This window comes from Bacillota bacterium (assembly GCA_013177945.1).
In the GTDB taxonomy this organism is placed as follows: domain Bacteria; phylum Bacillota; class DSM-12270; order Thermacetogeniales; family Thermacetogeniaceae; genus Ch130.
In genome coordinates, this window is the sequence record JABLXW010000008.1 from 141,343 (window position 1) to 161,238 (window position 19,896).

General features: G+C 59.2%; 22 protein-coding genes. 3 read left to right on the forward strand and 19 right to left on the reverse strand.

Going from position 1 to position 19,896, the window contains the following annotated elements; all coding sequences use genetic code 11:
• Positions 1 to 6 precede the first annotated feature (6 nt).
• The 3 genes from HPY58_05620 to HPY58_05630 are packed head-to-tail and all read right to left on the reverse strand — an operon-like array spanning position 7 to position 1,756.
• Complete coding sequence (locus tag HPY58_05620) at positions 7 to 1,188, reverse strand: S41 family peptidase (GenBank protein NPV29134.1); 1,182 nt, start codon at positions 1,186 to 1,188, stop codon at positions 7 to 9.
• A gap of 45 nt (positions 1,189 to 1,233) precedes the next feature.
• A complete protein-coding gene (locus HPY58_05625) occupies positions 1,234 to 1,392 on the reverse strand; it encodes a tyrosine-type recombinase/integrase (GenBank protein ID NPV29135.1) in 159 nt (52 codons plus the stop codon).
• A gap of 28 nt (positions 1,393 to 1,420) precedes the next feature.
• Positions 1,421 to 1,756 (reverse strand): site-specific integrase, encoded by a 336-nt coding sequence (locus HPY58_05630; protein NPV29136.1) that lies wholly within the window; start codon positions 1,754 to 1,756, stop codon positions 1,421 to 1,423.
• A 147-nt stretch (positions 1,757 to 1,903) separates the two neighbouring features.
• Here HPY58_05630 and HPY58_05635 point away from each other — a divergent pair, with 147 nt between their 5' ends.
• Positions 1,904 to 2,341, forward strand: coding sequence for a hypothetical protein (locus HPY58_05635; protein ID NPV29137.1), 438 nt, complete (start codon positions 1,904 to 1,906; stop codon positions 2,339 to 2,341).
• Here the strand turns inward: HPY58_05635 and HPY58_05640 are convergent.
• A complete protein-coding gene (locus tag HPY58_05640; GenBank protein NPV29138.1) occupies positions 2,336 to 3,166 on the reverse strand; it encodes a DNA adenine methylase in 831 nt (276 codons plus the stop codon). The genes HPY58_05635 and HPY58_05640 overlap by 6 nt on opposite strands.
• A gap of 72 nt (positions 3,167 to 3,238) precedes the next feature.
• Positions 3,239 to 3,457, reverse strand: a complete 219-nt coding sequence (locus HPY58_05645; GenBank protein ID NPV29139.1) for a hypothetical protein — start codon at positions 3,455 to 3,457, stop codon at positions 3,239 to 3,241.
• A gap of 180 nt (positions 3,458 to 3,637) precedes the next feature.
• On the opposite strand from HPY58_05645, the gene HPY58_05650 reads away from it, so the two are divergent.
• The gene (locus tag HPY58_05650; GenBank protein NPV29140.1) at positions 3,638 to 3,919 is read left to right on the forward strand and encodes a MerR family transcriptional regulator; all 282 of its coding nucleotides are present in this window, start codon (positions 3,638 to 3,640) and stop codon (positions 3,917 to 3,919) included.
• The gene (locus tag HPY58_05655; GenBank protein NPV29141.1) at positions 3,874 to 4,551 is read left to right on the forward strand and encodes a hypothetical protein; all 678 of its coding nucleotides are present in this window, start codon (positions 3,874 to 3,876) and stop codon (positions 4,549 to 4,551) included. The genes HPY58_05650 and HPY58_05655 overlap by 46 nt, the downstream gene beginning before the upstream one ends.
• Positions 4,552 to 4,681: 130 nt before the next feature.
• Here the strand turns inward: HPY58_05655 and HPY58_05660 are convergent, their stop codons facing one another.
• From HPY58_05660 to HPY58_05725, 14 genes are all read right to left on the reverse strand, one after another.
• Positions 4,682 to 6,049 carry an MFS transporter gene (locus HPY58_05660; GenBank protein ID NPV29142.1) on the reverse strand — a complete coding sequence of 456 codons (1,368 nt, stop codon included), beginning with the start codon at positions 6,047 to 6,049 and terminating at the stop codon, positions 4,682 to 4,684.
• A 147-nt stretch (positions 6,050 to 6,196) separates the two neighbouring features.
• Entirely contained in the window at positions 6,197 to 7,339 is a 1,143-nt protein-coding gene (locus HPY58_05665) for a peptidoglycan DD-metalloendopeptidase family protein (GenBank protein NPV29143.1), read from the reverse strand.
• A gap of 45 nt (positions 7,340 to 7,384) precedes the next feature.
• Entirely contained in the window at positions 7,385 to 8,272 is an 888-nt protein-coding gene (locus HPY58_05670; GenBank protein ID NPV29144.1) for an ABC transporter permease, read from the reverse strand.
• Positions 8,262 to 8,948: a cell division ATP-binding protein FtsE gene (ftsE, locus tag HPY58_05675; protein NPV29145.1), complete on the reverse strand. Its 687-nt coding sequence runs from the start codon at positions 8,946 to 8,948 to the stop codon at positions 8,262 to 8,264. The genes HPY58_05670 and ftsE overlap by 11 nt, the downstream gene beginning before the upstream one ends.
• A 221-nt stretch (positions 8,949 to 9,169) precedes the next feature.
• Positions 9,170 to 10,141: a transketolase family protein gene (locus HPY58_05680; GenBank protein ID NPV29146.1), complete on the reverse strand. Its 972-nt coding sequence runs from the start codon at positions 10,139 to 10,141 to the stop codon at positions 9,170 to 9,172.
• A 65-nt stretch (positions 10,142 to 10,206) separates the two neighbouring features.
• Entirely contained in the window at positions 10,207 to 11,046 is an 840-nt protein-coding gene (locus HPY58_05685; GenBank protein ID NPV29147.1) for a transketolase, read from the reverse strand.
• 35 nt (positions 11,047 to 11,081) lie between these two features.
• Complete coding sequence (locus tag HPY58_05690; GenBank protein ID NPV29148.1) at positions 11,082 to 11,921, reverse strand: YitT family protein; 840 nt, start codon at positions 11,919 to 11,921, stop codon at positions 11,082 to 11,084.
• Between the two features lie 93 nt (positions 11,922 to 12,014).
• On the reverse strand, positions 12,015 to 12,713 hold the full coding sequence (locus tag HPY58_05695) for a DUF2993 domain-containing protein (GenBank protein NPV29149.1): 699 nt from the start codon (positions 12,711 to 12,713) through the stop codon (positions 12,015 to 12,017).
• A 53-nt stretch (positions 12,714 to 12,766) separates the two neighbouring features.
• The gene (locus HPY58_05700) at positions 12,767 to 13,792 is read right to left on the reverse strand and encodes a peptide chain release factor 2 (protein NPV29150.1); all 1,026 of its coding nucleotides are present in this window, start codon (positions 13,790 to 13,792) and stop codon (positions 12,767 to 12,769) included.
• 93 nt (positions 13,793 to 13,885) lie between these two features.
• Positions 13,886 to 15,106, reverse strand: a complete 1,221-nt coding sequence (locus tag HPY58_05705) for an HDIG domain-containing protein (protein NPV29151.1) — start codon at positions 15,104 to 15,106, stop codon at positions 13,886 to 13,888.
• A gap of 84 nt (positions 15,107 to 15,190) precedes the next feature.
• Positions 15,191 to 17,860 (reverse strand): preprotein translocase subunit SecA, encoded by a 2,670-nt coding sequence (secA, locus tag HPY58_05710; GenBank protein ID NPV29152.1) that lies wholly within the window; start codon positions 17,858 to 17,860, stop codon positions 15,191 to 15,193.
• A 144-nt stretch (positions 17,861 to 18,004) separates the two neighbouring features.
• The gene (raiA, locus tag HPY58_05715; protein ID NPV29153.1) at positions 18,005 to 18,538 is read right to left on the reverse strand and encodes a ribosome-associated translation inhibitor RaiA; all 534 of its coding nucleotides are present in this window, start codon (positions 18,536 to 18,538) and stop codon (positions 18,005 to 18,007) included.
• Positions 18,539 to 18,694: 156 nt separating this feature from the next.
• Positions 18,695 to 18,892: a cold shock domain-containing protein gene (locus HPY58_05720; GenBank protein ID NPV29154.1), complete on the reverse strand. Its 198-nt coding sequence runs from the start codon at positions 18,890 to 18,892 to the stop codon at positions 18,695 to 18,697.
• A 335-nt stretch (positions 18,893 to 19,227) separates the two neighbouring features.
• On the reverse strand, positions 19,228 to 19,722 hold the full coding sequence (locus tag HPY58_05725; GenBank protein NPV29155.1) for a hypothetical protein: 495 nt from the start codon (positions 19,720 to 19,722) through the stop codon (positions 19,228 to 19,230).
• Positions 19,723 to 19,896 lie beyond the last annotated feature (174 nt).

Sequence of the window (19,896 nt, forward strand, 5' to 3'; positions counted from 1 at the left end):
CGCCTCCTAAGCCACCTTTTCTTCGTTCTGCCGGAGGCGGTCCTCCAGGATCCGGACAGCCTCTTCCAGCTGAAGGTCCTTTCCTGCACCATCGGGCTGTTTCACAAGGACATCAGGTTCGATCCCCCTGTTGTGGATGTTCTTCCCCTTGGGGGTCAGGTATTTGTCGGTCGTCAACTTCACGCCCACTTTCGAATCCAGGTTAAAAACGGTCTGGACAAGGCCCTTTCCGAAGGTGGGGGTTCCCACCAGGATTCCGCTTCCCGTGTCCTTAATCGCCCCCGCAACAATCTCCGAAGCACTGGCGCTCCCTTCGTTGACAAGCACCACGAGGGGCACCTTCACCTGCTTTCCGGTCCGGGGGGACTGCCAGACCTCCTCCGCTCCCCCCCGGTGCACGATGCGGACCACCGGCCCCCTGGGGATAAAGTAGCCGGCCAGCTCCACGGCGGCCTGGAGGTCGCCGCCGGGATTTCCCCGCAGATCGAGGATCAGCCCCCGGCAGCCCCCGGCCTCGAGGGCGGCAAGGGCCTCCTTCAACTGAGCAATCGTGCTCGTCCGGTTGAAGTGCATCACCTGCAGGTAGCCGATCCCCGGGTGCCCGGAAAGCATCCTGCCGGTTACGGAAGGCACGGAAATCTGCTCGCGCACCAGTTCAAAATTCAAAAACCGGTTGTTCGCTTTCCGCCAGATCTTGAGGGAAACGCGGGTGCCGGGTTTTCCCCGCAAAAGCTTTGCGGCCTCTACGAGAGAAAGCTGTGCTGCTTCTTTTCCGTTGATCTGGACAATCCGGTCCCCGCTCTTGATCCCGGCGCGGGCAGCAGGCGTCCCGGGCAGAGGAGAAACAACCACAAGCTGCTTCTCCTGGTCGAGATCGATTTCCACACCGATCCCCCCGAAAGACCCCTCGATCTGGAGGTTCAATTCCCTGAAGGCGTCCTGATTCAGGTAAACGGAGTAGGGATCGCCCAGAGCATCCACCATCCCCTGGATCGCACCCTCGACTAAGGTGGCGGTGCTCACTCTGTCGAGGTACTGGGTCTTGATCAGGACGTAAGTTTTGATAAATTTCAAGAGGTTATTTTTGCTCGCCCATAGAAAAAGGCCCCCTAACCCGGACCCCAGCAAGCAAAGCAGAACGACGGCAACCGCGGTAATTTTGAGAAAACGCTGCTTCAGCCTGTCCACCTCCTAAAAGTTCCCCTTCCTGCTATTCCCACTATATGAATAATCCTACACGATTATTAGCGATTTGAAAACCCTTATTTTATTCGCCCCCTTGCCGTACCTGACCACCAGCTTCCCCCGCCGCTCCCCCAGGTCCAGGTCGGCCACCCGCAGGGAGCAGACCTCAGAAACCCGCAGGCCGCAGGAGAGCAGGAGCCGGACCAGGGCAGTGTCCCTGGGGTTTCCTTCCTTTTCAGCTCCCGCAGAAGACGGTTGACCTCAGCCCTTCGAGGGCCTCGGGGGCCTTTCGGGCCTGCGGGACGTGGGGGAAGTCCGGCAACCGCGGGGCCCGCCCTTCACTCGCGCACCATCTTAACCACGCCCTAACCGCCTTAAGTTTTCTGTTGACGGCGTTCGGCTTCAGCTTCCTCACGCCCCGGAGCCAGCTCTGATATTCCTGCAGGTCAATACTCGTAACCCTCTCGGGTAAGGCGTCTTCCCCCGCTGCCCCCCGGAACCACGAGAAGAAGGCAAGGACATTGCAGCGGTAGCCCGAAACGGTGTGGGGGGAGGCCCCCTGCTCGGCCAAGTGTCCCAGGTAGACCTCCAGCACGTTTTCCGGGGTTCAATTATTGTCTTGATGTGTTGTTTTTATAAAGACCTGTCATACCACAAAAAGGACTTTGTTGTCCCCTGGCGAAAACTTTTTAAAACTCTTGAAAGGGGTGTTTTTTTATTGGTTCCTGGTGGAAGAGGCACACGAACGGGGCAACACTGGGAAACCGTAATAAAACCGGTTCTTGAAATTCATTATCCGGGCAGGTTCGCTCTACAGGTACCTGTCGGTCAGCAACTTTTTGGCGGGATTTACAAGGCCGACGCGCTCATTCGCGACCCTTCCGGTGATGTAATTATCAGTGCCAAATGGCAGCAAGTGCGTGGAACGGCTGAACAGAAAATCCTCTACGATATCGCTAGTCTGCTAAAAATTATCCGAGAAGCAAATGGACGTTATCGAAAGGCTTACATAGTGTTGGGGGGAATCGGTTTTTCAAACAACGCCAGAAATTTTCTCTTGGAGCAAGGACATAAAGACTTATTTACCAACGGCCACCTGGTAGAAGTAATTACCATTGACGAGTTTCTTGCGCATGCTAATACCGGAAATCTATGAGTAATTTCGGATTACCAACTCTGACACCGGACCGCGCCTGTCGGCCCGGCAGTTTATCGCCCGCTTTGCGTAGACTACGCGGATGTCGTAGCCCCGATACAACTGGCGGACGAACTCGGTGTCAGAGTTTGACAGCATCACGAAGCAGCCGCGCCGGTCAAGCAGCTTAAAGGTTTCCGCTAACCGCTCCTGCTCTTGCAGGCCAAAGGATTCCGCCGTGTAGTCCGTGAAGTTCGCCGTTTCGGAAAGCGGGTAGTACGGCGGATCGAAGTAAACAAAGTCTCCTTTGCTGGCGTGTCTCAGGACCTCGGAAAAGTCCCCTAGTATGATTTTTGCTTTTTTCAATGCTGCACTTACCAGACGGAGGTTTTCTTCGTCTACAATTTTCGGGTTTTTGTATCTTCCAAACGGGACGTTATGTTTGCCTTGCCTGTTCACCCTCCAAAGTCCGTTGTATCCTGTTTTGTTCAAAAACAGGAAACGGGACGCCCGCTCAACTGGGGACAAAACTTCTGGGTCGAGGCCCCTCACGCGGTAGTAGTAGTTTGCTTCGTTTCTGTGTTTCCGGGCGTCCTGCAAGAGCTCGTCTAAGTTATCTCTGACCACAAGGTAAAAATTGATAAGATCAGGGTTGTTGTCGATAAGCACGGCCCTTTCCGGGAGCAGGTGAAAGAACACCGCGCCGCCCCCAACGAAAGGTTCGTGGTAAACATTGAACCTTGCCGGGAAAAGCGGTTCAAACTGGGCGAGGAGTTGCCCCTTCCCTCCTGCCCACTTTACAGGTGGTTTTGGTTTCAAGAAAGATTTTTCTATAACAACACCCATAGAAACCGCCGCTCCTTTCTTAGTAGATTCGTTTTTTAAAGCGGATTTCCTCCCTACTCTTTCGCATTTAACTTAGCAGACGGGAACCGGACCCGCGTCCCCGGCAACTACCGGGGCCGCCCCGGCAAAGGACGGCCCCTTTACTCCGCCCCGAACATAGCGGGCGAGCTGAGCGCCCTTATTGCGCCGCTCCCGCATCAGTTCCTGCTGCTTCGCCCTGAAGCGCTCCTTAGCGCAGTCCGGGCGGTTAAAATGGTGGTTGCACCTGGTATAAAAGTGGCAGTTTTGCACCGCTTACAGGTTTCAGCCTTCACAGAAGCCGCCTCCTTCTTCATAGCGTTGCAGATTGCCCTCTAACCTTAGAAAAAAAGCGGGTTTCCGGACCGAAATTTTCTGCTCAAAATTGCCCTGCCGCAGAGAGGAAAAAAGCGGAAATCTGGAGAATAAAAGCACTTTGAGGAGGGATGCGGCATGCCAGGTCAGGAGGAATTCTTGCTGCCGCGCGAAGTGGCCGGCATCATCCGGGTCACCACCCGCACCCTGCAGAACTGGGAGCAAAAGGGCGCCCTGGTTCCCGTCCGCCTGCCCTCTGGCCGCAAGCGATACAGGAGGGACGAGGCGGAGGCGCTGCTGCGAGCGCGCGCCCGGGAGAAAGCCCGTTGGACGCAGCAGCACCAATGGCCTGGTGAAAGAGGAGTGTTGCTGTGGTGGGCCGCAGAGAGTTGGCCGTTCCCCTCACGCGGCCGCAGGTAGAAGCGGCATTGCAGCTGTACCGCTACTGCGAGCTCTGGCAGTCTGTGGACGAGGCGCTGGACTCTCTCGCCCGGTCTTTTCCGGGCTTCGATTTCAAATCGACCCTGCTCAAAGCAGCAGCCGTCAACGCCCTTTACTGGACCCAGGTCTACGCCGTGGTGGAGGTTGCAAGGCACATGCACAGGATCCTGGAAGGTGCGGCGGCGCCGCTTTGCCCCGATCTCGTAGAGAGCCTGGGGAGGGTGCCCGGGCTGGGAAGAAAGTTTCGGAGCTTTGCGTCCAAGTTCGCCCACTTCTTCATTGACCCGGAGCGATTCCCGATTTACGACTCGTATGCGGTCAGGATGGTCACGTACCACGTGGAGGGGAAGGGCAAAGAGGGGCTCTCATACGAGCAGTTTGCGACTGGCTTCGCAGCACTAAAAAAGGCGGCCGGCTTTCCCGCCACCACACGCGAGCTCGACCGGTACCTCTGGCTGGCGGGCCAGTACAGAGCGTGGAAAGGCCTGCCGCCCTGGAGAAGGCCCTCTACCGGCATCAATCCGGAACTGCAGCGTCTCTTCGAAGCTCCTTCAAGGGAAGTCCAGGCGCTCCTGGAGGCTCTTTTAGGGAGGGTTGAAGGATGTCCCTAGTCCAGGCTTACGCCTCCAAGCTGGAAAACCTGTTGAAAGATCTTCTTCCCCGTCTGCCTAACGAAGCCGAATTCCGCCAGCCCATTAACCGGCGAAGCCTGTGGTGGAGAGGTGCCAGGGTGAAACAGGGTTAATTATCGGTTTTTGGGTGCGGACTTCCCGGCCTGGCAAAACCGGGGAGCGAAAGCAGGGCGCTCAGGGTGGTGTAGAGGGCGCCAGACAGGTAGGCATCCCGGAGGGCAGGAACAAAGGCGCCATAACAGGCTTCCCGGGAGGCAAATACTGCGCCGGCGCAGGCCACTCCCAGGACCATCCCCACGTTGCGAATTACCGCAAGCACCCCGGAGGCAATCCCGGCCCGTTCCCTGGGAACGCTGCCCATCACCGCGCTGTTGTTGGGCGACTGAAAGATGCCGGTGCCCAGCCCAAACAAAGCCAGGCCGGCTGCCACCGGCGGCAAGGGCGCGGCAGCGCCGGCGGCCCCTGAGCCGGCAGGGGTTCCGGCGCCGGTTCCGCCTAAAGCCAGCCATCCCAAAGCTGCCGCGCACAGGCCGGCTCCCAGTACCGAAAGACCGCGAGTGCCGATCCGGTCAGACAGGGCACCGGCCCAGGGGGCGGTGAACAAGACCACGGCCGGAAAAGCGGTCATCAGAAGACCCACCCGTTCGGGAGCCAGGCCCAGGTAGTCGCGAAGATAAAAAGGGGTCAAGAAGACCAGAGTGTACTGGCTCATGAAATTAAACAACGCCGCCAGGTTGGCGCAGCTAAACAGCCGGTTCTTGAACAGGCTCAGGTCAAGCATGGGCTGGGGCGCCCGCCGCTCCCAAAGAATGAACAGGGCCGCGCAGGCCAGAGCCAGAAAACCTGCTGCCAGGCCGGCAGGGGAAAGCAGGCCCCAGGCGGGAAGGCGGTTGACCCAGAGCAAAAAGCTGAAGAGGGCCCCAAAAGCCAGCGCTGCCCCGAGAGCATCAAAGTGTTCGCCAGGCCGCGGCCGGTCCTGGGGCAGGAGCCTCCGGCACCAGAAGAAGCCCGCTATTCCAATGGGCACGTTGATGTAAAACACCCAGCGCCAGCCCCACCACCCGGTAATGGCCCCGCCCAGGGATGGTCCTAAAGCCAGCCCAAAGGCTACCGACATGCCGTTTAAGCCCAGGGCGCGGCCTCGCTCCTGGGCCGGAAAGGTAGTAGTAATAATGGCGGGTATCACCGCCATGAACATTCCCGCCCCAACAGCCTGAAGGGCGCGCGCCGCAATCAAAAACCCCATGGAAGGAGAAAGACCGCAAAGAGCCGAGGAAACGACAAACAGGACTATCCCGCCCAGGAACAGCCGCCGGTACCCCCACATATCCCCCAGCCGGCCGTAGCCCAGCAGCAAGCTGCTCAGAACCAGCAGGTACGCCATGGGCACCCAACCGGCCAGAGTCATGGGAGCATGAAAAAAGCCGGCAATGGTAGGCAAATTGGCGTTAATAATGCTGGCATCCAAAGGCCCCATGAGCCCGGCGGCCAGCACCGCCGCCAGCGTTCGCCAGCGCCTGGGACTTGCCGGTTCCACCACATTATCTCCTTTCCTGCCAATCTCTCTCTACCAAACCATTAAGCGTTGTTCTGATTGAGCCCCATCCATATCGACCGGCACAAATTACAAATAGCCAGAAGGATTCTGGGGTTCTCCGTTCACCCGCACCTCGAAGTGGAGGTGGGGGCCCGTGCTCCATCCCGTGCTCCCAACATACCCGATGGTTTCCCCCTGCCGCACCTGGCTCCCGTTTCCGGCCACAATGCGTGACAGGTGCGCGTAGAGGGTCGAATAGCCCCCGCCGTGGTCGATTACAACAACCTGCCCGTAGCCGCCCAACCACCCCGTATAGATTACGGTTCCGTCGTCGGAAGCCACCACCGCCGCCCCGGTGGGAGCCGCGATGTCGATTCCCGTATGCATCCGGGACTGGTGCAGGATCGGGTGAAAGCGCATCCCGTACCCCGAAGTAACCGTACTGTAGCCGGGCACGGGCCAGATGAAGCGCCCCGTTCCCCTGCGGGGGGAGGGTTTTTTTGCCTGGAGCTGCTGGATAATCTGAGCCAGGCGGCGGGAAGTGGCCTCAAGTTCGTCGAGGGCGCGCTCATAAGCTTCCCGCTCAGATTCAAGCTGCTTCAGCACTCCCTTTTTTTCCTCGCTGCGCGCCGTGAGGTAGCTCTGCTTGACCCGGGTTTGCTCCCGGAGGAGGGTCAACCTCTCCTGCCGGGCCTCCAGATCCTTTTTGCGCTGTTCAATCCGGTCGCGCTCGGCCGCCAGCTCTTTCATTAATTTGATATCCTGTTCAGCAATCCGCTGCATCAGATCAAAACGGGTGAGAAAGTCGCCCAGGCTCGTGGCCTGCAGGAGCACCTCCAGGTAGGAAACCTGCCCCTCGGTATAGATATCGCGGAGGCGCTGGTGCAGAATCGCGGTCCTTTCCTCGAGATCCTTCTCCGCTTTCTGGAGCTCCTGGCGGGCTGCATCGATCGCCCGCTCAAGCGCAGCTATCTGGCCATTCAGGGCCTGAAGTTCCTGCTCAACCCGATCAATGTCCCTGTCAAGCCTGTCCAGCTCTTCGAGAACATTCCGCTGCCTGCGTTTATTTTCCTGAATCTGCTGCTTCCGGACCTCAATCATCCGGTTGACTTCATTAAGCTCCCTCTTCCGATCCTCCAGCTCTGAGGCCCAGCCCGGCAGGAGGGAGCCCAGGGCAAGAGCCGCCCCCAGCAGCAAGCTGACCAGGATTTTCAACAGCTTCCCTTGCAAACCGCTTCACCCTTTCCTCTCAAAATAGCACACCTGCCCTGCCTCCTAGACCCGGAGGTAGCGGTGCACGGAGATGTAGCTCCCGATTACCCCAAGCCCGATTCCCGCCGCCAGGAGCCCCTCGCAGAGCTGAAGCATAATGCTCTCCTCCCTCACCAGCGGGAGAAAAGCAAGGGCCGTCTGGAGCTTCGCCACAAGCGTTCCGTAGGAAAAATAAAGAACTGCGAGCGCGGCGAGGGCCCCCGCCCCGCCCAGGATGACCCCCTCAAGAAGGAAGGGCCAGCGGATAAACCAGTCGGTGGCCCCCACATACTTCATAATTGCAATCTCCCGGCGCCGGGCGTACATGGTGAGGCGGATCGTCGTGGCAATGAGAAAAACGGCGCAGAGGCTGAGCAGCCCCATCACCCCAAAGCTGACCAGGCGCACCCAGGCCGTAAGCTGAAACAGCTTCTCCACAACCCCCTGTCCGTACCGCACCTTTTCTACTCCCGGCAGCCGGTTGATGGCGGCCGCGGCCGCAACCACCTGCCGGGGTTCGATGGTGCGCACCTTGTAGGCATCGGGGAGGGGGTTGGTTCCCCCCAGGCTCTCCCGCAGCCGGCTTCCCTTCCCAAACTGCCGCTCCAGGGAGGCAAGAGCCTCCTCGCGGGAGATGAAGCGCGCCTCCTTTACACCGGGAACCTGCATGATCCGCATCCGGAGCGCCTGAACTTCCTCGGCCCTCAGGCCCTGGTCCAGGTAAACCATTATCTCCACATTCGATTCCACCGTTCTTGCGATGTGATTTGTGTTGACAACCAGGAGAATCGAGACCCCCAAAACGAAGAGGGAAACGGCCGTCGTTCCCGCAGCCGCAAAATTCAGCCAGCCGTTGCGCCTTAAAGAGCGAAGCGCCTCCTGGATGACGTAGAGGGCGATCCTAAGTCGCATGAGCGTAAGCACCCCGGTATTCGTCCCGGACGACTTTCCCGCGGTCAAGAGCAATCACCCGCTGCCGCAGCGCATCGACAATTTCCCGGGCATGGGTGGCAATCAGGACGGTGGTCCCCCGCCTGTTGATTTCCTGGAGGTAGTTGATAATTTCCCAGGAGGTATCCAGATCCAGGTTCCCCGTCGGCTCATCGGCGATGAGCAAAGACGGGTTGTTGACAAGGGCGCGGGCAATCGCAACCCGCTGCTGCTCACCACCAGAAAGCTGGCGGGGGTACATCTGGGCCCGTTCCGCCAGACCCACCAGGTGCAGGACCTCCGGAACGCGCCGCTTAATCTCCGCGGGGCCTGCCCCCACAACCTGCATGGCAAAGGCAACGTTTTCGAAGACCGTCCGGTCCGGCAAAAGACGGAAGTCCTGGAAGACCATTCCGATCTGGCGGCGCAGGAAAGGAACCTCCCGCGGCTTCATCCTGATGATGCTCCGGCCTCCAACATAGATCTGGCCCTTCGTGGGAAGCTCTTCCCGGAAGATGAGCTTGATCAGGGTTGATTTTCCCGCTCCGCTCGGTCCCACGATAAAGACAAATTCTCCTTTTGCAATGTGGAGCGTCACTCCTGAGAGAGCCTTGATCCCGTTGTGGTAAAACTTGGAGACGTTGTAGAACTGAATCAATCAGATCACCTCAATCAGATTCGCACGAGTCCTAAAAATTTTCAGCCAAATTTTTCAGCTAAATTAAGAAAAACAACCTCCTTCTGGAGGTTGTTTCGACACAAAATGAGAATTTCCTTTTTACTTCCTGTTAAGATCAACAAATTCACCAGTTTTTTTGGTATGAAACAAAGAGTCGATTATTGAGATTCCAGTTTCCCCAACAATTTCCGGAAGGGGCCCTAGCAGGAGCGCCCGGCCCACCTGTCGCGGCGCCAGCGCGCGATCTCCGCGGCCCGGACAATGTAGGGGGCGGTCAAGCCAAAGGCCTCCATCAGCTCCGCGGGGCTCCCCGATTCCCCAAATCGATCCTGGATTCCAACCCGAACCAGGGGGACGGGGCAGTGCTCCCCCAGCACCTCGGCAACGGCACTCCCCAGCCCGCCGTAAATCGTATGCTCTTCAGCGGTGACAAGCGCCCCGGTCTTCCGGGCGAGATGCACCACGGTCTCCACATCAAGCGGCTTAATGGTGTGGAAATTGGCCACCGCAACTTCAATTCCCTGCGCGGCCAGCTGCTCGGCAGCCCTGAGCGCTTCCGCAACCATCACCCCGGTGGCGCAGATCGCCGCGTCGCGGCCCTCCCTGAGAATTGTGGCCACACCCAAGCGGAATTTGTAATCCTCCCCAAAGAGGACCGGCACCGCCGGCCGGCCCAGGCGGATGTAAACCGGCCCCCGGTGGACCGCGGCAGCAGCCACCGCCCGCGCGGTTTCGGTGGCATCGGCCGGAACAATCACCGTCATGTTGGGAAGAGCGCGCATCAGGGCGATGTCTTCAAGCGCCTGGTGGGAGGCGCCGTCTTCTCCGACCGTGATTCCGGCATGGGTAGCAACGATTTTCACGTTCAAACCCGGGTAAGCGATGGTGTTGCGGACCTGATCAAAGGCCCGGCCCGTTGCAAAAACGGCAAAGGTGCTGGCAAAGGGGATCTTTCCTGCCAGGGCAAAACCGGCAGCCGTTCCCATCAGGTTCTGCTCCGCAATCCCCATGTTGAAGAAGCGGTCCGGAAATGCCTTTGCAAATTCGTGGGTTTTTGTGGACCTGGATAAATCCGCATCGAGGACGACGATCTCGGGGTAACGCGCACCCAGCTCCACCAGAGCGCGGCCGTAGGCATCTCGGGTTGCGATCTTTTCCTGTTGCCTGCTCACGACAACCTGACCTCCAAATTCCTGCGTTCCGGGTTTCTATAAAAAGCAGCCTCTCCCCTTTTTCCTCAGGGGGACGGAGCTCCCAGTTCGGCGAGGGCGCGGGCGGCCTGCTCCCGGTTGGGTGCCGTTCCGTGCCAGTCAACCCTGTTCTCCATGAAAGAAACGCCCTTTCCCTTGACCGTCCGGGCAAGGATCAGGGAGGGGCGCCCCCTCACCCCTGCAGCCCAGGCGAAGGCATCGAGCAGAGAAGCGAAGTCGTGCCCATCAACCTCCCTCACGGCCCAGCCAAAGGCCTCCCACTTTTCCGCAAAGGGGAGAGGGGAGAGAACCTGGGCAACAGGGCCGTCGATCTGGAGGCCGTTGTAGTCCAGAATGGCAGTAAGGTTGTCCGCCCGGTAGTGGGCCGCCGCCATTGCCGCCTCCCAGACCTGCCCCTCCTGGCACTCCCCATCGCCCAGGAGGACATAGACCCGGTAGCCGCGCCCGTCGAGCTTCCCGGCAAGGGCGATTCCCAGGCCGATGGAAAGCCCCTGCCCGAGGGATCCCGTTGAAGCCTCGACCCCCGGCAGCTTCCGGAGGTCCGGGTGCCCCTGCAGGCGGCTTCCCAGCTTCCGGAGGGTCAGGAGCTCCTCAGGAGGGAAAAAACCGCGCTCCGCAAGGGCGGCATAGAGAAGGGGTGCGGCGTGCCCCTTGCTCAAGATGAAGCGGTCGCGGTCGGGCCAGTCAGGCTCGAGGGGCTTGAGGCGCATCACGTGAAAATAGAGGGCCGTCACAATTTCCACCGCTGAAAGGCTCCCCCCGGGGTGCCCGGAGCCGGCCTCTGCCAGCATCCGGATGAGATTCACGCGGAGGGTGCGCGCCTTTGCCTCCAGTTCCCGAAGCAACGCCGGTGCTGCCTCTGCCACATCTAGTTCCCCTTTCCGCAATTTAAAACTCAAAGTCAACGGGGGATTTTAAATCCCTCCCCCAAAACCTCATGGGCGTCGGTGATGAACACAAAGGCGCGGGGGTCCACCCGGTAGATTGCCTCCTTCAGGCGGCTCTCCTCGGTTTTCGCCACCACGCACAGGAGCACCGGGCGCTTCTCCCCTGTATACATCCCCTCTCCCGGCAGAGAGGTTACGCCCCGGTCAAGCTCCCGGAAAATCGCCCTGGCGATCTCCTCCGGCCGCACGGAAATGATAAAGGCCGCTTTGGCGTAGCTGATCCCCTCCTGAACCAGGTCGACGACCTTGCCCGTTACCAGGAGGCCCAGCAGGGCGTACAGGGCCAGTTCGGCACTGAAAAAAATCCCGGCCAGGCTGATCACCACAAAATCTGCCCCCAGGAGAGCCTGCCCCACCGTTACGGGCAAATATTTAGAAACAAGCCGGGCCACCAGATCTGTCCCCCCGGTGGTTCCGTGCGCCCGGAGCACTATACCCATCCCGATCCCGGCAAGGGCCCCCCCGTAAATAGAGGCGAGGAGAAGGTCGCGGGTCGGAACCGGGAGCCAGGAAGCAAGCGCCTCCACAAAAACCGATGTGGCAACAGCCCCGTACAGGCTCCGGACCACCACCTGAAGCCCCAGTTCCCGGTAGGAGAGCAAAAAGAGGGGGATGTTAAGCGCCAGCAGCGTCCAGCCTACCGGAATTCCCAGAAGGTGGTACAGAATCGTCGCAAGGCCGCTTACTCCACCGGCGGCCACCCGGTTGGGGACGAGGAAGAGATCCAGGGCGAGGGCGGTGCCTAAAGCGCCAAAGGTAATCCAGATGTAAGAACATATCACCTTTTTTTGCACAAAATCCTCTCACCCCGTTCTTAGTCTTTCCCAAAGCAGCCCCCGCCGTGCAACGTCCCCCTAAAAATTTTCTCGCTTCGACAGAAAATTCCTTTAAATCTGACCGGAAAGGATCAGATTCTCGCCGGTAATGTTAACCTGCCGGACCTTGAAAGAAAAGGGGAGTTCCGCTCCGGTAAGGTTGAAGCGGAGGTGCGGGAGAAACTTTTGAGCAAGCTCGGGAGAGAGGGTTTCGCCTTCAACCTGCAGTTCGGTGGGAAAGAACTCAACACGCCCGTCGCTGTCCGACCGGAAGCTCCCCCAAATCGAAACGGTGAGGGAGCTTCCCAGAAAACCGACCTTCCCTTCAAGCCTGACGCCTCGCGGGCCGAAGTCCAGCCTGGGGTTCTCAATCCCTCTAAGGCCCGACCGGGCAAGGTATTCATTTAAATCCTTTTCCCCGATGACGAGGCGGACCCGGACGGGGCCGGCCGGTTGAAAGGCAACGGGGAGAGCGCCCTCCCTCACCCCCCGCCAGTCCAGGGTCCCGCGGGGAATGTCGACTGCCAGAAGCGAAGCGCGGCAGCCTTTTAAATCCACAGCTTCCATTTCCAGGCGCGCCCCATCCACCCTGCCCAGGAGAATCTTTGCCGCCGGAAAGGCAAAGACGCGCGCCTCCACCCGCCCCGGGTGGAGTTCGCTGCGCTCCACCTCCCGAGCGAGGGCTCCGGCAGCCAGGCCGGGCAGCGTAAATTCGCAGAGCATCAAAAACACGAGAAGGGTGATCAAAAAACCGGCAATCAATCTCTTCATTTACAGGCTCCTGGATGCAGGCTCCCCGGCAAAAGGTTCCATGCGGAACGGCTTCAGCTTTCCCGGAACTGGCGGAGGTACGCCATGATAAAGGGAGTTATTGCTCCATCCATCACGGCCTGGACGTTGCCCAGTTCGAGTCCGGTGCGGTGGTCCTTGACAAGGGTATAGGGCTCAAAAATATAAGAACGGATCTGGCTTCCCCAGGCGATTTCCCGCTGCTCCCCCCGCAGTTGCGCCAGCCTGGCCTCCTGTTCCCTCCTCTTCAGCTCCCCCAGGCGGGAGTGGAGGATCTTCATGGCGCGGAGCCGGTTCGCCAGCTGAGATCGCTCGCTCTGACACTGGACGACGATCCCGGTGGGGAGATGGGTGATCCGGACCGCGGAATCGGTTTTGTTGACGTACTGGCCGCCGTGGCCGCTCGCCCGGAAGGTATCGATCCGCAGGTCGTCGGGATCGATCTCCACCTCGGCCTCCTCCATTTCCGGGATGACATCAACCGAGGCAAAAGAGGTGTGGCGCCTTCCGGAGGCATCAAAGGGAGAAATCCGGACGAGCCGGTGGACGCCGCGCTCCGCCTTCAGGTAGCCGTAGGCCCGGGGTCCGGAGATCAGGGCAGTAATGCTTTTAATGCCTGCCTCCTCCCCCGGCAGAAGATCGAGCACCTCCACCTTATAACCCTGCTCCTGCGCCCAGCGGGCGTACATCCGGAAAAGCATTTCCACCCAATCCTGGGCCTCCGTTCCGCCGGCGCCGGCGTGCAGGGAAATCAAAGCATTCCGGTGGTCATAGGGGCCCGTGAAAAGGGTTTCCTCCTCCCAGCGGTTCAGAGCGGCACCGAATTTTTGAATCCCCTCTTCCAGCTCTGCCCCGATTTCGGGGTCTTCGGATTCCGCAAACAGCTCAAGGAGCACCTCAAGCTCTTCCAGATCGTTCCGCAGCCTGTGGTAAAGGCTCAGCTCCTCCCTGAGCCCGGCAGCCTCCTGCAGGATTTTTCCCGCCCGCCCGGCATCTGCCCAAAAGTCAGGGGAGGCGGCGCGAGATTCCAGCTTTTGAAGCTCCGCTTCTTTTCTTTCAATGTCAAAGAGAAACCCTCAATTCTGCAAACCTTTCCTTCAATGCTTCAAGTTCTCTTTTCCATTCTCTCCACTCTTTCCATTCGACCAACGGGTTCACTCTCCCTGGGACATGGCTTCGGGCCTGAGAAAACGGCATCTCTTGTTGATCTCCGCCTGGAGCCGGGCCTGGTGGAAATTTTCCGGAATCTTCCCCCCCGTTCCAAAACCAGAACGCACTTCAAACCCGGTGCGCTGCTTCACAATAACGGCAATCCGCTCGATCATCTCCTCCAGGATGCGGGGGTCTTTCACCTTTGTGATCACCGCATATTCATCTCCGCCGATCAGGGCCACCAGGTCGCGCTCTCTTCCCGCCCGGTTGACCCGGACCAGGGAGCGCATCAGCTGGAGAATGGAAACCTTGATGTTCTGGATTTCGTACTCCGTGTGGAGCTTGACAAAGCTCCCGAAGGCCCGCAGGTCGAGCAGGATCACCGACTCGTCTCCCGTCAAACTCACGTCCAGCACCCTGAGGCGGGGGTCCTCCGCCCCGGTGATCCCGATCACCAGGTCGCGGACCACCTCATCTTCGATCTGTTGGGGCTCCAGGCCGAGGCTGACCCGCGCCTGGAATTTTCTTTCAATGGCGCACAGCTGGTCGAGGATGGCAATCGTCTGGGCAAGGTTGCAGCCGGGAGCCGCATACTGCTCGGGATTATAATTGAAAATGTCATGCTTGACAATCCCGGTTAAGCAAAGGGCGTCCCCCACAAGGTTCAGGGTCCTGGGCCTGATTTTTACATGGTGGTGGAGGGCAATTCCCTCCTGGACGCGTGCGGAAAGGCCGTACTTCCGGGCAATCTCCACGCTCCGGGCCACGTGGTCGTGAAAGGGGGTCTTCCACTCCGCCCACCTCATTCCGGGATAGGAACGGAGCAGGAGAGGGACCCGGGACTTCGCGACGGCACGGGCATCAAAAAAGCTGTCATCAACCTCGTTGCCCTTGCCAATGTCGTGGAAAAGAACTCCTTCCAGCAGCTCTTCCCGGGCTATGCCCAGGGCATCAAGCACCTCCCCGGGCAGGAGGGCAGCCAGTTCCACCATCCGGATGGTATGGTGCAGCTGGTTTTCCCCTACAGAAACGATGTTGGCGAGGTAAAGGAGTTCCTTTACTCCAAAGAAACGCTCCAGGAAAGGGACGATGCGAGGCCTGACAACCCCCAGCACGGCTTTCAATAAAAGCTCCCGGTGACAAAGGGGCTGGTCGCAGTGAAAATCGGCGGAAATACAGAATTCCGCCAGCTCCTGTTTCGTAGCCGCCCTCTTCCCCTGCATTCCGCTTCTGCCTCCGTTCTTCTGTACTGTCTGGTTTCCGGAAACCTTTTTTATTTATTTTGCCATAAAATGAGGAATTCCTGCCTACCTCCCGCAGCAGCGCTTATATTTCTTTCCGCTGCCGCAGGGGCAGGGAGCGTTTCTCCCGATGTGCTGCACCCGGACCGGCCGGGGGCGCTCCTCCTCTTCCCCCCGGTTTTCCACAAGGCGGCGGGGGCGACGTTCGGCCGCAGCCGGAGCGATCTGAACCCTGAAAAGGTAGCGGACCACATCCTCCTGGATGCTTTTAATCATCTCCTGAAACATGGCATAGGCCTCAAACTTATACTCCACCAGCGGGTCGGAGTGTCCGTAGGCGCGCAGCCCGATCCCCTGGCGCAGCTGGTCCATTGCGTCCAGGTGGTCCATCCACTTGGCATCGACAACCCTGAGGAGAATTACCCTCTCCAGCTGCCTCAACATCTCGGCCCCCAGCTCCTCTTCCCGGGAGCGCCAGAAAGCTTCGGCCTCCTCAAGAAGCCGCGCCGTGAGAGCCTCCCGCGAGGTGCACTCCTCCAGGTCCGCCACGCTCAGGGCACCCGGGCGGAGGAAGAGCTGCTCTCCATACGCAAGCAACCCCTTCAGGTCCCACTCCTCCGGGTACTTGCTCTCTCCTGTATAGCGGGCAACTGTGTCCGCAACCACACTGGAAATCATCTCTCTGATCGTATCTCCGAGGTCCTCGCCCAGCAGGACGCGGCGCCGCTGGCTGTAGATGACCTCCCGCTGCTGGTTCATGACATCGTCGTACTCCAGAACGTGCTTGCGGAGCTCGAAGTTGCGGCTCTCCACCTTCTTCTGGGCGGCTTCGATGGACCGGGTCACAAGCGGGTGCTCGATGGGCACGGAGTCGTCCATCCCCAGTTTATCCATGAGCCCCATGATGTTGTCGGAACCGAAGAGGCGCATCAGGTCATCCTCCAGGGAGACGTAGAAGCGGGAGGAGCCCGGGTCGCCCTGCCGGCCCGCCCGGCCCCGGAGCTGGTTGTCGATGCGCCTGCTTTCGTGGCGCTCCGTTCCAATGATGTGGAGGCCTCCCAGCGCAACCACCTTCTCGTGCTCCGCATCGGTCTCCTGTTTGAATTTCGCCACCAGCCGCCGGAACTCTTCCCTTGCAGCAGCCACTTCCGGGGAGGAGGGGGTCCCGTACTCGGCCGCCTCGGCAACCACCTCAGGAGGACAGCCCCGGCGGAGGAGTTCCTCGCGGGCAAGGTACTCCGGGTTCCCCCCGAGCAGAATGTCGGTCCCCCGCCCCGCCATGTTCGTGGCAATGGTAACCATTCCCAGCCTTCCCGCCTGGGCGACGATCTTCGCCTCCTGCTCGTGGTACTTGGCGTTCAGGACCTGGTGGGGGATCCCCCGCTTTTTGAGAAGCCTGCTGAGCATCTCCGATTTTTCAATGGAGATGGTGCCCACCAGCACGGGCTGACCGCGCCGGTGGCACTCTGCAATCTCCTCCACAACCGCCGCGAACTTCCCCTGCTCCGTGCGGTAGACAACATCAGGGTAGTCGACCCGGATCATCGGCTTGTGGGTGGGAATCACAACCACGTCAAGCCCGTAAATCTTCCGGAACTCCTCCTCTTCGGTGGCGGCCGTACCGGTCATCCCCGCCAGTTTCCGGTACATCCGGAAGTAGTTCTGGAAGGTGATGGTGGCCAGGGTCTGGGATTCCCGCTCGATGCGCACCCCTTCCTTGGCCTCAATCGCCTGGTGCAGCCCCTCGCTGAAGCGGCGCCCAAACATCAGGCGGCCCGTGAACTCATCTACAATGATGACCTTTCCATCCTTCACCACGTAGTCCCGGTCGCGCTTCATCAGGGCGTGGGCGCGCAGCCCCTGGTAGACGTGGTGCGCCAGCTCCAGGTTTGCCTCATCGGAAAGGTTGTCGACCCCCAGCATTTTTTCCACCTTGCGGACTCCCGCCTCGGTGAGGGCCACCGTATGCGCCTTCTCATCAACCTGGTAATCGACTCCCGCCTGAAGCCTGGGGACCAGGCGCGCGATCCGGTAGTAGAGCTCCGTCGGCTTTTCCGCCGGCCCCGAGATAATCAGGGGGGTGCGCGCCTCGTCGATGAGGATGCTGTCCACCTCGTCAACGATGGCGTAGTGGAGCTCCCGCTGCACCATTTCCGAAGCATCCAGGACCATGTTGTCCCGGAGGTAGTCGAATCCGAACTCGTTGTTGGTCCCGTAAGTAACATCGGCAGCGTAGGCACGCTGCCGTTCCAGGGTATCCAGGCCGTGCACGATCAGCCCTACAGTGAGGCCCAGAAAGCGGTAAATACCTCCCATCCACTCGCTGTCCCGGCGCGCCAGGTAGTCGTTCACCGTTACGATATGGACGCCCCGCCCCGTCAGGGCGTTCAGGTAGGCAGGCATGGTCGCCACGAGGGTCTTTCCTTCCCCGGTCTTCATCTCGGCGATCCTTCCCTGGTGGAGGACAATTCCCCCCATCAGCTGCACATCGAAGGGGCGCATCCCCAGGACGCGCCGCGCCGCCTCCCGGACCACGGCGAAGGCCTCCGGGAGGAGGTCATCCAGGGTTTCGCCCTGGGCAAGCCGGTTTTTGAACTCTGCAGTCTTTGCTCTCAGCTGGCTGTCGCTCAACCCCCTGATCTGGGGCTCCAGGCTGTTGATCTGGTCTACGGTTTTCTGCAAACGCTTGATCTCGCGCGCGTTGTCATCAAAAAGACTGCGTAAAACGCTCAGCATATTCTCACCTTCTTCCGGCCGGGACCGCTTTCATTTTAACACCTCTCCTCTCTCCTGGCAAGAAAGGGCCAGCACAAAGGGGCCCCTTGCAGGGCCCCTTGTTCCCTCGCCTCAAAAGCAAGGCGCCGACCCCGGACCGGGAACCTAGAATTCGGGTTCGATCAGCCCGTAGTTCCCGTCTTTGCGGCGGTAGAGGACGTTGACCTGCTCTGTTTCCGCGTTGCTGAAAACGAAGAAATCGTGGCCCAGCAGGTTCATCTGTAAAACGGCCTCTTCCACAGTCATCGGCTTTATGGCGAAACGCTTTGTCCGCACCACTTTCGGCTCCTCTTCCTTTTTGTTTTCCTCACCGAGAGCCGCAATCAGATCCTTCAGGCCCTGGTTGCGGAACCGCCGGTAAAGCCTGGTCCGGTGCTTCTGGATCTGCTTTTCCAGCTTTTCGACAACCAGATCCACGGCGGCATAAAGGTTCTCCCCGCTTCCCTCTTCCCCCCGCAGGATCATGCTGTTCAGGGGAATGGTCACCTCCGCAACGTAGCTCCCCCGCTCTGTAAAAACCGTCACCTGAGCTTCGTGGATGTGATCGAAATACCGGGTTAACTTTACCAGCTTCTTCTCCACGTAGTCCCGCAGTCCCTCGGTCACTTCGATGTTTTTCCCCCGGATGGTGATCTTCACCCAAACATCCACTCCTTTCGGTTCTGGTATTTATTATTATTCCCTTTGCAGGGAAAAAATCCTTCTCCCTTCCCAGGCGCCCTTCCCTAACAGAGAAACCCCGGCAGCCCATGCCGGGGTTTCCTCCATTACAGCGGAAACAAGATAAGAGATCTTCTATAGTTTCACGACCCTGGCGGCCTGGGGCCCGCGGGCGCCCTGGACGATCTCGAACTCAACCCGCTGGCCTTCGGTCAGGGTCTTGAAGCCCTCCTCCTGAATCGCTGAGTAGTGAACGAACACGTCTCCACCGCCATCGCACTCGATGAAGCCGTATCCCTTCTCCTGGTTGAACCACTTGACTCTGCCTTGCATTACTTCGCATTCCTCCTAAAAATTTAATCCCCACGAAAAAACCGGACCCGCTTCTTCCCAGCAGATCCGGGATTTCCACGAGCACCTCCATCATAGCACAAGGCGAGAGTCCTGTCAATTTCTCAAAAATTAAATGGCTGTCGAAAAATGTTCACGCGAAATTCACGAAAGCTGCACAATTCCTGTGGATAATGTGGATAAAGCTGTTCATAACCTCAATTTTATTAAAATTCTGGTGTGGATTACTCTGTGGATGCAAAAATTTTGTCAGATAACATGGTGATTTGTCTTTTTCGGGGAAGATTTTTGCGCCCCGAAAAATGAGCTTCTCTTGATTATTTTTTCAGATCCAGAAAGCTCCCCCCGTCCGGAGGCTTCGCCTGGTAGGCCTGGTTTGCGGCGCGCAAGGCCCGGACATCCTGCAGAGAACCCCTGACCGCTTTGATCTGCCCTTCCAGGAGAGCGGTGCTCTCCCGGTCGCAGCCCTGGATCTCTTCAATCACCCCGGCCAGTTCCCGCAAAATTTCCCCCAGCTTCGTGCAGGATGGCGTATGCACCAGTTCCTTCAGCTTTTCGAGGTTGAATTCTCTGAAATGCAAAATTTGCTGGACCTCTTCCCGGAGCGCGGAAAGCTCCCGCCCGGTTTCATCAATCTCCTCCATGAGGGCCTGGCGCCGGGCAAGAATCTCCTCAAGGTGCAGACCGCCCCCGGCGCGCACCACCTCCTGCTGGCGCCGGGCGAGATCCCGCATCTCCCGGAAACGCTGAAGCTGGAGCTCATAGCCGAGGGCCAGCCTGTCCACCAGCTGGTAAATCCGCCTCATCTTCATTCTTCACCCCTCCCGTCAACACCCTGGATCAAATGCACACGCCCGCCCGAAGCTCTGCAGGCCTCCTCAAGCCGCGAGGATTAGGGGCACCTGAACCCGCGGCCCAGGCAGGATTTTTGCCGCGCCTGGAGAAGTTAAAAATCTGCGCGCTTTCCTCAGGCTTTCTTTGAAGGA